The sequence below is a fragment of the Streptomyces sp. NPDC026206 genome, assembly GCF_040638465.1.
Taxonomy (GTDB): Bacteria; Actinomycetota; Actinomycetes; order Streptomycetales; family Streptomycetaceae; genus Streptomyces.
Genome location: NZ_JBEZYL010000020.1, coordinates 1 through 14,267, shown reverse-complemented (window position 1 = coordinate 14,267; position 14,267 = coordinate 1). Strand labels below are relative to the sequence as shown.

Annotated in this window: 9 protein-coding genes; 5 read left to right on the top strand and 4 right to left on the bottom strand. The window is 70.4% G+C overall.

Going from position 1 to position 14,267, the window contains the following annotated elements; all coding sequences use genetic code 11:
- The first annotated feature begins 118 nt into the window (after nucleotides 1-118).
- A complete protein-coding gene (locus AB0F13_RS23835) occupies nucleotides 119-1,165 on the top strand; it encodes a hypothetical protein (RefSeq protein WP_362085817.1) in 1,047 nt (348 codons plus the stop codon).
- A gap of 23 nt (nucleotides 1,166-1,188) precedes the next feature.
- Here the strand turns inward: AB0F13_RS23835 and AB0F13_RS23830 are convergent, their stop codons facing one another.
- Nucleotides 1,189-2,934 (bottom strand): TIGR03767 family metallophosphoesterase, encoded by a 1,746-nt coding sequence (locus AB0F13_RS23830; RefSeq protein WP_362085815.1) that lies wholly within the window; start codon nucleotides 2,932-2,934, stop codon nucleotides 1,189-1,191.
- Between the two features lie 532 nt (nucleotides 2,935-3,466).
- On the opposite strand from AB0F13_RS23830, the gene AB0F13_RS23825 reads away from it, so the two are divergent.
- Together AB0F13_RS23825 and AB0F13_RS23820 are read left to right on the top strand one after the other, a co-directional pair.
- A complete protein-coding gene (locus AB0F13_RS23825; RefSeq protein WP_362085812.1) occupies nucleotides 3,467-6,784 on the top strand; it encodes a S8 family serine peptidase in 3,318 nt (1,105 codons plus the stop codon).
- A 233-nt stretch (nucleotides 6,785-7,017) separates the two neighbouring features.
- Nucleotides 7,018-8,046 (top strand): aspartate-semialdehyde dehydrogenase, encoded by a 1,029-nt coding sequence (locus tag AB0F13_RS23820; RefSeq protein ID WP_362085809.1) that lies wholly within the window; start codon nucleotides 7,018-7,020, stop codon nucleotides 8,044-8,046.
- A 66-nt stretch (nucleotides 8,047-8,112) separates the two neighbouring features.
- Here the strand turns inward: AB0F13_RS23820 and AB0F13_RS23815 are convergent, their stop codons facing one another.
- Together AB0F13_RS23815 and AB0F13_RS23810 are read right to left on the bottom strand one after the other, a co-directional pair.
- Entirely contained in the window at nucleotides 8,113-9,552 is a 1,440-nt protein-coding gene (locus AB0F13_RS23815) for an amino acid permease (RefSeq protein ID WP_362085806.1), read from the bottom strand.
- A gap of 181 nt (nucleotides 9,553-9,733) precedes the next feature.
- Nucleotides 9,734-11,131, bottom strand: coding sequence for an amino acid permease (locus AB0F13_RS23810; RefSeq protein WP_362085804.1), 1,398 nt, complete (start codon nucleotides 11,129-11,131; stop codon nucleotides 9,734-9,736).
- Nucleotides 11,132-11,411: 280 nt separating this feature from the next.
- Here AB0F13_RS23810 and AB0F13_RS23805 point away from each other — a divergent pair, with 280 nt between their 5' ends.
- Nucleotides 11,412-12,014 carry a biotin transporter BioY gene (locus AB0F13_RS23805; RefSeq protein WP_362085801.1) on the top strand — a complete coding sequence of 201 codons (603 nt, stop codon included), beginning with the start codon at nucleotides 11,412-11,414 and terminating at the stop codon, nucleotides 12,012-12,014.
- Between the two features lie 97 nt (nucleotides 12,015-12,111).
- Here AB0F13_RS23805 and AB0F13_RS23800 read toward each other — a convergent pair whose 3' ends face one another.
- Nucleotides 12,112-13,539, bottom strand: a complete 1,428-nt coding sequence (locus AB0F13_RS23800) for an amino acid permease (protein WP_362086009.1) — start codon at nucleotides 13,537-13,539, stop codon at nucleotides 12,112-12,114.
- A gap of 188 nt (nucleotides 13,540-13,727) precedes the next feature.
- Here AB0F13_RS23800 and AB0F13_RS23795 point away from each other — a divergent pair, with 188 nt between their 5' ends.
- Nucleotides 13,728-14,216: a ribose-5-phosphate isomerase gene (locus AB0F13_RS23795; RefSeq protein ID WP_362085798.1), complete on the top strand. Its 489-nt coding sequence runs from the start codon at nucleotides 13,728-13,730 to the stop codon at nucleotides 14,214-14,216.
- Nucleotides 14,217-14,267: the final 51 nt, after the last annotated feature.

The following is a 14,267-nucleotide window of genomic DNA, read 5'->3' as shown; positions in this document are numbered from 1 at the left end:
GGGCCCGCGGCAGCATGGACAGTGTCAAATGCCCAGGGTTTAAAACGGCGTTGTCCTGAATTGTCGACGGGCCCGTAACAGCGGTTGGGGGCGGGACGGGAGAGGGAATGGCGGGGGCATGAACCCCAACACCCCCCTCTCCCCACGCCCCCTGTCCCATCTCTCCGACGTCCGCCGCCGCGTGATGACGGCACGTCAGCTCAGGGAGCACGGCGTCACCGGGGCCGACGTCACCGAGCGCTGCCGCCCCGGCGGGCCCTGGCTGCAGCTGCTGCCGGGGGTCTTCCTGCTCCATACCGGGCCCGCCACCAGCGAGGAGCGGCTGCACGCCGCCCTGATGTACACCGTCCCGCGCACCCAGGCGCCGCGCCGGCCCGGCCCGGCCGCCGTGCGGGACCCGGAACCCGGCCCCTACGGGCAGGCCATGATCACCGGCCCGGCCGCGCTCGCCCTGTACCGGCTGACCAGTGTCCCCTCGCTGCTCTCCCTCGACCGCATCGACGTCCTGCTGCCGCGCACCCGCCGCCTGCGCGCGAACGGGTTCGTACGGCTGGTACGGGCGCACACCGTGCCCCGCCCCCGGCTGGTGACGGGCGTCCCGGTCGCACCGGTCGCGCGCGCGGTCGCCGACACCGTGGCGCAGCTGACCGACGCGGCCGCGGTGCGCGCCCTGCTGAGCGAGGCCGTGCGCGGCGGGCATGCCGAGGCCACCGCGGTCGTGCGGGAGCTGACCCGGGCCCGGCTGCTGGGGCGGCCGCATGTCGTGGACGCCGTCGAGGCGTTGCTGGCGGAGGGCCGGGCGGTCGCCGAGGGCAGGCTGTACGAGATGGTGCGTGAGCACGCGCTGCCCGTGCCGCTGTGGAACGTGGACCTGCGGATGCCGGGCGGACCGTGCCTCGGCGGCGTGGACGCCTTCTGGCCCGACCACGCGGTGGCCCTGGAGCTCGACGCCCGCACACCCCGCCGGGAGGAGGGCGCCCTCTGGTCCGAATCCTCCCGCAGGCAGGATCACTTGGAGCGGATCGGCATCACGGTCGTGCGCGTCACACCGAAGATGCTGCGGGACGCCGAAGGGCTGGAGCAGCAGGCCGCGGTCGTCCGTACCGCCCTGGTGGCGTCGGCCGACCGCGAATCCTGCGCGTATCTCATCGTTCTGCCGAGGTGACCCGCCCCCGGTGAGCCGCTCCCTCAGCGCCGCGGCAGCAGCAGCTCCGTGTTGCGGTCGGGCGGCGAGCCGGCGAGCGAGGTGTCCGAGCCCGGGGCGTTGAAGGCCAGCTCCCTGAAGAGGGAGGCCAGCCCGGTCTGGGAGAGGTCGTGGAAGTCGGTGCGGTACGGGGCGGCCGATTCGATGAGCGTGGTGAACAGGGAGATCGTCCCGTCCCGGTTGTCGGTGACCTCGATGACGCGGGCGAGCTGCGGATAGTCGACGTGCGAGGCGGTGGCGATCTCCCAGAAGCCGCCGCGCGGGCGGATGCGGTTGCGGTGGCTGTGGCCGTTGATCCACGCCAGGACGTTGTTGTGGCGCTGCAGGAGGGCGACCACCTCGTCGCCGCTGTGCCGCTTCTCGCCCGGGCGGGCGGGGTCGGGCGTCGTGTTGTTCATGCTCCAGCTGGGGTGGTGACTGAAGATCAGGGCGTACTGGTCCCGGTGCTCCTTGAGCGTCCGTTCGAGCCAGTCGAGCTGGGAGGTGCCCAGGGAGCCCTGGTAGTGGCCGCCGGGGTCCGTGGTGTCCAAGCTGATGCCGATGACCTTGTCGGACACGCGGAAGCTGTAATAGAGGCTGCCGGAGTCGAGGTTGGCGCGGGTGTAGCCGTGGCCGACGGGCCCGGGCCCGGTGTGCTGGGGGTCCAGGTGCGCGGCCACGTACTGGCGTGCGGTCAGCGGCACCCGGCGCGGGTCGGCGGTGACCGTGCGCATGTCCTTCTTGTGTGCCTTGAGCATGGACTCTATGCGCTTGCCCTTGGGGTCGGCGCCGCCGGCCTCGCCCTCCATCAGCTTCTTGGCCTCGGCGGGCGGGATGTACTGCAGCTTGCGGTCGCCGACGCTGACGTCGGCGATGAACGAGCCCGCGGCCGGGTAGCAGCCGCCGGAGAGCAGGTCGTGGTTGCCGAAGGTCGAGTACCAGGGGACGTGCAGTCCGGGGCTGGTGACCCGGCGGCAGGCGGCGTCGAGATAGCCGTCGATCCTGGGGTAGCCGGCCTCCTTGTCCTGGTCGCGCAGGGCGCTCTCGGGGTGCCAGTACAGCTTGAGTCCGCTGTTCTGCACGCCCTCGTAGTGGCGCGGATCGCCGGTGTTGGGGATCATCCGGCCGCCGCTGAGGGCGGTGAGGAACCACTCGACCTCGATCTTCGCGTTCTCGTCGCCGTTGTCGCCGGTGGTGACCACGAATCCGAACGGGGTGCCGGTGGCGGGACCCCGGCGCAGCTTGTTGACGCGCTCGACCAAGGAGACCACGCCCGGCAGGGTCAGCGCCTCGTGCGGCCGCCAGCCGCCGACGTCACCCGAGCGGAAGAACTCGTACCGCAGCGGATGCTGTACATCCGTCATATGCAGGTCGGTGAACTGTACGAACGACGCCAGCGTCGTACGCCGGTCCTCCCGGCCGCTCTGCGCCTGGGCCAGCTCGGCCCGTACGACCCGGGGCCAGCCGGGGCCGTCACCGAGCCGCCGGTAGCCGCTGCTGCCGCGCGGGGCGGCGACGGAGGCGAGCGTGGTGCCGGCGTCCGTGGGTGCGGCCGGCGTCCCGGCCGCGGGGGTCGCCGGGGTGCCGGCGGCCGGGGCGGGGGTGGGGTCGCCGGGGGCGGCCGCGGCCGGTCCGCTGTCCGTGCCCACGGCGAGGCCCAGCCCGGTGGCCGTGGTGACGGCGCCCGCGGCGGCCAGGAACGTACGGCGGTCGAGCTGCGAGGCTGCGGTTCTGCGGGATCTGCGGTGCATGGCGGTCTCCCCGGGTGCGAACGCGAAGGCTGGCGGTCTTGCGGGCGGGCGGTGGCTGTCGGTCAGTGAGGAGCGTCGGCAGCGCGAGTGACCTGGGCGTGAACTCGGCCGCAACGGTCGCCGCCGATCCCCTCACATGGATCTTGGCTACTGCGAACTGACATACACCACTCGTCCCCTGGAGTGCTGACGCTCACTCAGCGTTCACCCTCGAGGGGAACCCTCTCGCCGGTCACGGGCCAATCCTTTAGTCCGTTTGTCCTACAGCTGCTGAGCTGCGGGAACGTCCTGACCGCTTCACGGCCTCCGTCCCGCTTCATCCCGCGTGGCGCGTGGCGGGTTTACGCCATCCTTATTTTCCTGCCCGGGCAACTCTCCCCAAACCCCCGCCACTTCCATCAAAGTGAGCGCTCATCCGGCACCGATTTCCGGACGCCGAGTGGGTGTGCCCTTTCGCCGCCTTTTCGCTGTCCCTTCGCTGTTCCGTTTGCTGTTCCGCTGCCCGTTCCACCACTTCCAGCCAGGGATGCTCATGACCCCCACCCCCGATGCCCCGAACGCGTCGTCCGGCGGCGCGAGACGTGCGGCCCGAATAGCCGTCGCGGCCTCCGTCGTGGCCGCGCTCACCGCGGCGGGCGCCGCTCCCGCCTTCGCCGAGGACCCCCTGCCCGCTCCGGGACCGGTCAAGTCGACGTCGGACAAGCTCGGTTCGCACGACGCGGACCTGCTCGCCAAGGCCAAGTCCGAGGGCGACAGGACCGTGACGATGATGATCGCCACCCAGCCCGGCCGGACCGGCCAGGTCGCCGAGAAGCTCGGAGCGATCCAGGGCGCCTCCGTGGGCCAGGCGTACGACAAGCTCGGCTACGTCCGCGCCACGGTCCCCACCGGCAAGGCGGACGCCGCCATCGACGAGGCGAAGAAGCTCGCCTCCGTGCACGGCATCGACCTCAAGCAGGAGATCAAGCTCCCGGACCCGACGCCCCGGGGGGACGTCGCCCAGGGCGCGCCGCAGCTCGCCAAGGACCGGAAGTACCCGGCCCCCGGCAAGAAGACCCCGGCGAAGAACCCGTACCAGCCGGCCTTCGAGACCGGCGCCGTCGAGTTCACCGAGGACCACCCCCAGGCCGACGGCCGCGGCGTGACCATCGGCATCCTGGACTCCGGCATCGACCTCGGGCACCCCGCGCTGCAGCGGACCAGCACCGGCGAGCGCAAGATCACCGACTGGGTCACCGCGACCGACCCGCTCACCGACGCGGACGGCACCTGGCTGCCGATGACCTCCGACGTCTCGGGCCCGGGCTTCTCCTTCAACGGCCGCACCTACACTGCCCCCGCCGGCGACGGCGCCCGCCAGGTAGCCCTCTTCCGCGAGAGCGTCACCGCCGGCGGCGACATGAAGGGCGACCTCAACCGGGACGGCGACACGACCGACTCCTGGGCCGTCCTCTACGACAAGGCCAAGGGCACCGTCCGCGTCGACCTCGACGACGACGGCGACTTCGGCAACGACGAGGAGCTGAAGCCGTACAAGGACGGCTACCAGGTCGGCTACTTCGGCAAGGACAACCCGGACACCCCGATCGCCGAGCGCATCCCCTTCGTCGTGCAGGTCCGCAAGGACGTGCCGATGGACCCGAAGGGCGGCGACTGGGTCGGCAAGAAGGCCGACTTCGTCAACATCGGCGTCATCGAGTCCGAGCACGGCACCCACGTCGCCGGCATCACCGCCGCCAACGGCCTCTTCGGCGGGAAGATGAACGGCGCGGCCCCGGGCGCGAAGCTCGTCTCCTCCCGCGCCTGCACCTGGACCGGCGGCTGCACCAACGTGGCGCTGACCGAGGGCATGATCGACCTCGTCGTCAACCGCGGCGTCGACATCGTCAACATGTCGATCGGCGGCCTGCCCGCGCTCAACGACGGCAACAACGCCCGCTCCGAGCTCTACACCCGCCTCATCGACACCTACGGCGTCCAGCTCGTCATCTCGGCGGGCAACAGCGGCCCCGGTGCCAACACCATCGGCGACCCCGGCCTGGCCGACAAGGTCATCAGCGTCGGCGCGTCCGTCTCCAAGGAGACCTGGGCCGCCAACTACGGCTCCGAGGTGAAGACGAAGTACGCGATGATGCCCTTCTCCTCGCGCGGCCCGCGCGAGGACGGCGGCTTCACGCCCACGATCAGCGCCCCGGGCGCCTCGATCAACACCACGCCGACCTGGGAGCCGGGCGCCCCCGTCGCCGAGTCCGGCTACGACCTGCCGCCCGGCTACGGCATGCTGCAGGGCACCTCGATGGCCTCCCCGCAGGCAGCGGGCGCCTCGGCGCTGCTGATATCGGCCGCCAAGCAGAAGAAGACGAAGCTCACCCCGGCCGATCTGCGCACGGCGCTGTACAGCACCGCGAAGAAGATCAAGGGCTTCCAGGCCTACGAGCAGGGCGCCGGCCTGATCAACATCCCCGACGCGTGGGAGGCCCTGCGCGACGGCGCCACCGCCCACGACTACACGGTCAAGGCCCCCGTCGCCACCGCCCTCTCCGGCGCGCTGAAGACCCCCGGCTTCGGCTCCGGCCTCTACGACCGCGAGGGCGGCCTGAAGGCGGGCGAGAGCAGGACCTACGACGTCACCGTCACCCGCACCTCCGGCCCCGACAAGCCGGTGTGGCACGAGCTGGAGTGGCAGAACAATGACGGCACCTTCAAGCTCGTCGGCGACAACGAGGTCAAGCTGCCGCTGAACAAGCCCGTGACCGTCAAGGTCAGCGCCAAGGCGAAGACCGCCGGCATCCACAGCGCGATCCTCGCGGTCGACGACGACCGCACCGAGGGCGTCGACAAGCAGATCATGACGACCGTCGTCGCGGCCGAGCCGCTCGTCAAGCCGTCGTACGTGGTCAAGAAGAGTGCGACCGCCACGCGCAACGCCACGACCTCGTACTTCGTCACCGTGCCCAAGGGCGCCCGGACCCTCGAGGTCGCGCTCGGCGGCCTGGCCGCCGGCAGCCAGACCCGCTTCATCGCCATCAACCCCTACGGCGTGCCCGTCGACCCCACGTCCACGGTCAACTGCTACCCGAACTACTCGAACCCGGCCAACGCCTGCCGCCCGGAGCTGCGCTCGTACGCTAACCCGCTGCCCGGCGTCTGGGAGATCGAGGTCGAGTCCCGCCGCACCTCCCCGCTGCTGGACAACCCCTACACCCTGACCGCCACGGCGCTGGGCGCCACCTTCGAGCCGGCGGTCCAGACCGTCCCCGAGGCCAAGGTGGGCCAGGCCGCCGACGTGACCTGGAAGGCCACCAACGCCTTCGCGGCGCTCGACGGCAAGCTCAAGGGCGGCCAGCTCGGCTCGTCGAAGATCGACCGGCCGACCCTCAAGCAGGGCGAGAAGCGGACCACCAAGGTCACCCTCGGCGAGGGCGTCTCCCGCTTCGACGCCGCCATCGGCGGCGCCGCCGACCCCAAGGCCGACCTGGACCTGACCGTCTACAAGGACGGCAAGTCCGTGGGCGCCTCCACCAGCGGCGGCTCCGACGAGCTGGTCACCCTGACCAAGCCGGCGGCCGGCGAGTACACCGTCGAGGTCACCGGCTACTCCGTCCCGGCCGGCGCGACCGCCTACGACTACCGCGACGTCTACTTCGCCCCGTCCCTGGGCGAGATCAAGGTCGACGCGGCGACGGGCGTCAAGCTCGGCGCCGGTGAGTCCGCGCAGGTCACGGCCCAGGTCGTGGTCGCGGGGGCGGCCCCCGAGGGCCGCTCCTTCTTCGGCGACGTCCAGCTGGTCAACGCGGCCGGCACGGTCGCGGGCAGCGGCAGCGTGAAGATCGAGAAGGTGCTGCCGTAGCCGCCGGGGGCGGCTGACGAGCGGTACCGGGAGCGGGGCGGGCGCACACCAGGAGCGCCCGCCCCGCTCCGCCGTTCCCCCGGGGTGTCCCGCCCCGTGCCCGGTGCGTCCCGCTCCTCGGACAATGGATTGGACTTTGGGGGCGGGTAGCAGCTCATATGGGAACCATGCGACCAGGTGAAACCGTCCCTGGCAGTGGTTATGTATGTGGCGTACGTGAGTAGGGAGCCCTCGTGAGGATCGGAATCGTCGGAGCCACCGGTCAGGTCGGCACGGTCATGCGCAAGATCCTCGCCGAGCGCAAATTCCCGGTTTCCGAGCTGCGCCTGTTCGCCTCGGCGCGCTCCGCCGGCTCCACGCTCACCTGGCAGGGCACGGACATCACCATCGAGGACGCGGCCACCGCCGACTACACGGGCCTGGACATCGTCCTCTTCTCCGCCGGTGGCACCACCTCCAGGGCGCTGGCCGAGAAGGTCGCCGGGCAGGGCGCCGTCGTGATCGACAACTCCTCCGCCTGGCGCCGTGACCCCGAGGTGCCGCTGGTCGTCTCCGAGGTCAACCCGCACGCGATCGCCAACCGCCCCAAGGGCATCATCGCCAACCCGAACTGCACGACCATGGCCGTCATGCCGGTCCTGAAGCCGCTGCACGCCGAGGCGGGACTGACCGCCCTGGTCGCCACCACCTACCAGGCCGTCTCCGGCTCCGGTCTGGCCGGCGTCGCCGAGCTCGAGGGCCAGCTGCGCGAGGTCGGCGAGCGGGCGGCGGAGCTGACCCACGACGGCGAGGCCGTCGAGTTCCCCGCGCCCGGCGTCTACAAGCGTCCGATCGCCTTCAACGTGCTGCCGATGGCGGGCGCGCTGGTCGACGACGGCAGCTTCGAGACCGACGAGGAGCAGAAGCTCCGCAACGAGTCCCGCAAGATCCTGGAGATCCCCGGGCTCAAGGTCTCCGGCACCTGTGTGCGCGTCCCGGTCTTCTCCGGTCACTCGGTCCAGGTCAACGCCCGCTTCGAGCGCCCGATCGGCGTCGAGCGCGCGTACGAGCTGCTTGAGGACGCCCCCGGCGTCGAGCTCTCCGAGATCCCCACGCCGCTGCAGGCGGCGGGCAAGGACGCCTCGTACGTCGGCCGCATCCGCGTGGACGAGACCGTCGGGAACGGCCTGGCGCTCTTCCTCTCCAACGACAACCTCCGCAAGGGTGCGGCGCTCAACGCCGTCCAGATCGCGGAGCTGGTCGCGGCGGAGCTGGGCGGCTGACGCCACCGCACGCAGACGAAGGGGCCGGACACCATCGCGGTGTCCGGCCCCTTCGTCGTCCGTTCGTCAGTGCCCGGCGGTCTTCCTCGCCGCCAGGACGCGCTGGCGTATGTACCCGGTCAGCGCCAGGGCGCCGGTGAGGCCGGCCGTGAAGTACAGCTGGACCCGGGTGTCCTCCTCGCGCAGCATGAGGGACAGGACGCCGACGATGCCGGCCAGCGCCACCCACGTCAGCGCGGGGAAGAGCCACATCCGCACCACGAGCCGCTCCGGTGCCTCACGCTCCAGCCGGCGCCGCATCCGCAGCTGGGTGACGGCGATGAAGCCCCACACCACCAGCACCGCGGCGCCGGTCATGTAGAGGAGCCACTTGAAGACGGTGGTGGGCCACCAGTAGCTGAGCAGCACCGCGAAGAAGCCGAAGGCGGAGGAGGCCAGGACGGTCAGCCGGGGAACTCCGTTGGTCACCTTGCCGAGGAACTTCGGGCCCTCGCCGCGTGCGACCAGGGAGTGCGACATCCGGGAGGCGCCGTAGATGTTGGCGTTCATCGCGGACAGCAGGGCGATCAGCACGATGACGTTCATGATCTGCCCGGCGGCCGGGATGTCGAGGTACTTCAGCACCGCGACGTAGGGGCCGTCGGTGGTCAGCGACTTGTCGTTCCACGGGATCACGGTGACGACGACGAGCATCGAGCCGACGTAGAAGAGCGCGATGCGCCACATCGCCGTGCGGACCGCCTGGGCGACGCCCTTGACCGGCTGCTCGGACTCGGCGGCGGCGATGGTGACCGTCTCCAGGCCGCCGTAGGCGAAGACGGAGGCCAGCAGGCCGATGACGAGGCCGTTGGCGCCGTTGGGCAGGAAGCCGCCGTGGCCGGTGAGGTTGTCGCTGCCCGGGGCCTCGGTGCCCGGCAGCATGCCGAGGACGGCCAGCACGCCCAGCACCAGGAAGATGCCGATCGCGGCGACCTTCAGGGTGGCGAACCAGAATTCGAACTCGCCGAAGTTGCTGACAGCCGCCAGGTTCGTGCCGCAGAAGACGGCCATGAAGAGCAGGACCCACATCCACGACTGCGTGGACGGGAACCAGGAGACCATGATGGCCGCCGCGCCGATCGCCTCGACGGCGATACCGACGCACAGCTCCACCCAGAACATCCAGCCCGCGGTGAAGCCCGCCCAGGGGCCTATCGCCTTCTCGGCGTGCACGGAGAAGGTGCCCGACGCCGGGTTGGCGGCCGACATCTCGCCCAGCATGCGCATCACGAGCATGACGAGCAGCCCGGATATGGCGTAGGCGAGCACGATCGCCGGTCCGGCGGCGGCGATGCCGGAGCCGGAGCCGACGAAGAGGCCGGCGCCGATGACCCCGCCGAGCGCGATCATCGACAGATGGCGCTGCTTGAGGCCGTGCGACAGATGGTTGGCGCCGCCCGGTGTGCCGTCCGGTGCCGCGCCGGTGGCCTCGCGCTCGGGCGCGGAGGCCGCAGGTGTCCCAGTCATGGTCTATGTCCCCGTGAGGTGTGAGCTTGAGAAGCTGAAAAAGGTGCCTCAGAAAGTTGCCTCAGTGTGGGGGTCATGTTCGCTCAGAACAACACCTGGGACACAGCTGTCCGATATTTAGACTCCGATGTAACCGTGGGTACCTGAAATATCGTTAGAACCGATGCTTTTTCCGGGTGAACTATCGGTTCCGGCGCAGCCGCAGCTCGCGCAGCCCCGCGACGGCCAGCACCGCGCCGGTCGCCGCGGCCGACCACAGCAGCTGCGGGCGGGCCTCGGCGTCGGTCAGCATCAGCACCAGAACGGCCGCCATGCCGGCCAGAGCCGCCCACGTCAGGTAGGGGAAGCACCACATGCGCAGGCTCAGCCGCTCGGGCATCTCGCGCTCGATGCGCGGCCGCAGGCGCAGCTCCGAGGCGGCGATCAGGCCCCAGACGAAGAGCAGGACGGCCCCTACCGCGTTCAGCAGGTAATGAAAGATTGAATCCGGCCACTTGAGATTGAGTATGACCGATGCGAAGCCGAACGCGACCGATGCGAGCACGGCCCGCCGCGGCACGCCGCCGCCCGAGACCTTCAGCAGCGAGCGCGGCGCCTCACCGCGCTCGGCCAGTGAGAAGACCATCCGGGACGCGCCGTAGAGGTTGGCGTTCAGCGCGGACAGCAGCGCCACGAAGACCACGATGTTCATGATCTGCCCGGCCGCCGGCACCCCGACGTGGTCCAGCACGGCGACGTACGGGCTCTGGCCCGGCTGCATCGACGACCAGGGGAGCAGGGTCACGACGACGAGCATCGAGCCCACGTAGAAGAAGAGGATGCGCCACACCGCGCTGCGGACCGCCCGGCCCACCGCGCGCGCCGGGTCGTCCGACTCGGCGGCCGCGATCGTGACGACCTCCAGGCCGCCGAAGGCGAAGACGACGGCCAGCACTCCGGAGACCACCCCGCCCCAGCCGTTGGGCAGGAAGCCGCCCTGGCCGGTGAGGTTCGACATTCCCACCGCGTCGGTGTCCGGCAGCAGTCCGAAGATCGCCAGCAGGCTCAGGCCCAGGAAGAGCACGATCGCGCCGACCTTCAGCGCGGCGAACCAGAACTCGAACTCACCGAAGTTCTTCACGGCCGCGAGGTTCGCGGCCGTGAAGACCAGCATGAACATCAGCACCCAGGCCCACTGCGGCACCGAGGGCGCCCAGCCGTGTGCGATCTGCGCGGCTCCCGTCGCCTCCACGGCGAGCACGACCACCAGCAGGAACCAGTACAGCCAGCCCACCGTGAACCCCGCCCAGCGGCCCAGGGCGCGCTCGGCGTGCACCGAGAAGGCACCGGAGGCCGGCATGGCCGCGGACAGCTCACCGAGCATCCGCATCACCAGCATCGCGAGCGCGCCCGCGATCAGGTACGAGACGATGATGCCGGGGCCCGCCACCGCGATTCCGGCGCCCGAGCCGACGAACAGGCCGGCGCCGATCACACCGCCCAGGCCCAGCATCGTCAGATGCCGCTGCTTGAGCCCCGCGGCCAGCGGTTCCCTCTCTGCGCCGGCGAGAGGCTCGGCGTCAGGCTGTGCATCGTGCATGGGGTTCGTTCTCTCAGATCAGTGCGCCTGTCGCGAGGAACACGCAGGAGCGGGGGGTGTGGTCCAGATTCCCCCGGCCGGGCGGTCGTAGCCAAGCGGACCGGGACTCTCGTGATGAGCATCACGTTTCCGTGAGCAATCGCTGCTAACAGGCGCACACGCGCTCGGAACCCGCCAAGACCGGGCCTCGGCGTTTGTCGCCGCTACCCGGTGCTCCCGGGATGACGCTCGGCTAACGTCAGCGTGTCCTTACCCATCCTTCACCTCTCGCGGAGTACCGATGGCCACCGCAGCTGCCCCAGTCACCCGGACCGGTACGGTCCTCGCCGACCTGCTCCCCGCCTCGACCGCGGGCCGCGCCCGGGTCCGTGACGCGGCCCTGATCCTCGGCGGCGCCGCGCTGACCGGTATCACCGCGCAGATAGCCGTTCCCGTCCCCGGCTCCCCGGTCCCGGTCAGCGGCCAGACCTTCGCCGTACTGCTCGTCGGCACCGCCCTGGGCGCACGCCGCGGCTTCCTCTCGCTCGCGCTGTACGCCGTGGCCGGCATGGTGGGCATGCCGTGGTTCGCCGAGGCCCGCTCCGGCGCCGCCTTCCCGTCCTTCGGCTACGTCCTGGGCATGCTGCTCGCCGCGACCGTCGTCGGCGCCCTGGCCCGCCGCGGCGCCGACCGCTCCGTGCTGCGCACCGCCGGCACCATGGCCCTGGGCTCCGCGATCATCTACGCGGTGGGCGTGCCCTACCTGGCGCTGGCCACGCACATGTCCCTGGGTGACGCGGTCGCCGTGGGCCTGACGCCGTTCCTGATCGGTGACGCCCTCAAGGCGGCGCTGGCGATGGGCGCGCTGCCCACCGCCTGGAAGCTGTTGGGCCGCCGCGGCTGACGCCGCTTCGGCCGCGCGTGTGCGCAGCTGTACGTACGGGCCGGGCCCGCACCCCTGACGATCGGGGTGCGGGCCCGGCCCGTAGCCGTGGGTACCCCTACTGCGAGACGGCCTCGGCCGCCTTGCGGCGCCGGTCCCGGACCAGGCCGATCGCCAGGACGATGACGCCGAGCAGGGTCGACAGCAGGACCTGCTCACGGTTGTCGCCGCCGTCGTAGACCATGTAGGCCAGGACGAAGGTGATCATGCCGATGGTGGCCCACGTCAGGTACGGGAACAGCCACATCTTCACGAAGTGCCGCTCCGGCATCTCGCGCTGGATGATGCCGCGCATCTTCAGCTGGGTGATGCAGATGACCAGCCAGACGAAGAGGGCGATGGCACCCGAGGCGTTCAGCAGGAACTTGAAGACCGTGTCGGGCCAGACGTAGTTGAAGATGACCGACAGGAAGCCGAAGACGACCGAGCCGAGGATCGCCGCGCGGGGCACCCCGTTGGGGCTGGTGCGGGAGAAGGCCTTCGGTGCGTCACCGCGCCGGCCGAGGGAGAAGGCCATGCGCGAGGCGGTGTACAGGCCCGAGTTCAGGCAGGACAGGACGGCGGTCAGCACGATGACGTTCATGAACTGGCCGGCGTGCGGGATGCCGATCGAGTCGAGGGCCGCGACGTAGCTGCCCTTCTCGGCGATCTCCTTGGAGTCCCACGGGAGCAGGGAGACCACGACGAGGATCGAGCCCAGGTAGAAGACGCCGATGCGCCAGATCACGCTGTTGGTGGCCTTGGTGACCGCACGCTGCGGGTCCTCGGACTCACCGGCGGCGAGGGTGACGATCTCGCTGCCCATGAAGGAGAAGACGACCATCAGCACACCGGTGAGGATCGCGCCGGGGCCGTTCGGCAGGAAGCCGCCGTGCGAGGTGAGGAGGTCGAAGCCCTGGCCGGGGTTGTCGGAGCCGGGGAGCACGCCGAAGACGGCGAGGAGGCCGATGACGACGAAGCCGGCGATCGCGACGACCTTGATGCCCGCGAACCAGAACTCGAACTCACCGTAGGAGCTGACCGAGGCCAGGTTGGTCGCGGTGAGGACCAGCATGACGATCAGGGCCCAGCCCCACTGCGGCACGCCCGGTACCCAGCCGTGCAGGATCTTGGCTCCAGCGGTCGCCTCGACCGCCAGCACCACGACCCAGAAGAACCAGTACAGCCAGCCGATGGTGAAACCGGCCCAGCGGCCGAGCGCCCGGTCCGCGTAGGCGGAGAAGGAGCCGGAGGTGGGATTGGCCGCGGCCATCTCACCCAGCATCCGCATCACGAAGACGACCATCGCGCCCACGAGGGCGTACGAGATCAGGATGCCGGGGCCGGCGGCGGCGATACCGGATGCGGAACCCACGAAAAGGCCGGCACCGATCACACCACCAATGGCGATCATGGACAGGTGCCGGTTCTTGAGTCCAGCCTTGAGGCCGTCCCCGCCCGACGCCGGGGCGTGGCCGGGGTCGCCGGTCGTCGACCCCTTCGTCATGGTCGGCGGTGTCGCGCTCATGTGCACGTTCCTTCGGGTTGTTCCTTTGGTTCTCGGGTTACGAGCCACCGCATTAGAACTTTTCGAAGGTGTCTTTAGGAAGACCTGAATCCATTTCGTTGTGTTCACAGAGAGTCACCGGCACCTGCTGACCGATCGGGAACCCGGGGCATGCCACACTCGGACGCATGCGCGTGTACCTCGGCTCCGACCATGCCGGCTACGAACTGAAGAACCACCTCGTCGAGTGGCTCACGGCCCAGGGCCATGACCCCGTCGACTGTGGCCCCCACATCTACGACGCCCAGGACGACTACCCGCCGTTCTGCCTCCGCGCGGCCGAGAGGACCGCCGCGGACGCCGGCAGCCTCGGCATCGTCATCGGCGGCTCGGGCAACGGCGAGCAGATCGCCGCGAACAAGGTCAAGGGCGTACGCGCCGCACTGGCCTGGAGCGAGCAGACGGCCGCGCTCGGCCGCGAGCACAACGACGCCAACGTCATCAGCATCGGCGGCCGCATGCACACGCAGGAGGAGGCGACGAAGTTCGTCGAGATCTTCCTGGCCACGCCGTACTCCGGTGAGGAGCGCCACACGCGCCGCATCGAGATGCTCAGCCGCTACGAGACGACGGGCGAGCTCCCCGATATCCCGGCCCACCACCCGCAGCAGGACTGACGCCTCTTTGTCCGCGGGCGCCGGACGGGCTGAAAATTCAGCCCGTCCGGC

What these genes read in the sequence shown, in the direction of transcription:
- AB0F13_RS23835 (WP_362085817.1), top strand. Translation starts at nt 119, where the DNA reads ATGAACCCCAACACCCCCCTCTCCCCACGCCCCCTGTCCCATCTCTCC.
- AB0F13_RS23830 (WP_362085815.1), bottom strand. Translation starts at nt 2,934, where the DNA reads ATGCACCGCAGATCCCGCAGAACCGCAGCCTCGCAGCTCGACCGCCGT.
- AB0F13_RS23825 (WP_362085812.1), top strand. Translation starts at nt 3,467, where the DNA reads ATGACCCCCACCCCCGATGCCCCGAACGCGTCGTCCGGCGGCGCGAGA.
- AB0F13_RS23815 (WP_362085806.1), bottom strand. Translation starts at nt 9,552, where the DNA reads ATGACTGGGACACCTGCGGCCTCCGCGCCCGAGCGCGAGGCCACCGGC.
- AB0F13_RS23810 (WP_362085804.1), bottom strand. Translation starts at nt 11,131, where the DNA reads ATGCACGATGCACAGCCTGACGCCGAGCCTCTCGCCGGCGCAGAGAGG.
- AB0F13_RS23805 (WP_362085801.1), top strand. Translation starts at nt 11,412, where the DNA reads ATGGCCACCGCAGCTGCCCCAGTCACCCGGACCGGTACGGTCCTCGCC.
- AB0F13_RS23800 (WP_362086009.1), bottom strand. Translation starts at nt 13,539, where the DNA reads ATGACGAAGGGGTCGACGACCGGCGACCCCGGCCACGCCCCGGCGTCG.
- AB0F13_RS23795 (WP_362085798.1), top strand. Translation starts at nt 13,728, where the DNA reads ATGCGCGTGTACCTCGGCTCCGACCATGCCGGCTACGAACTGAAGAAC.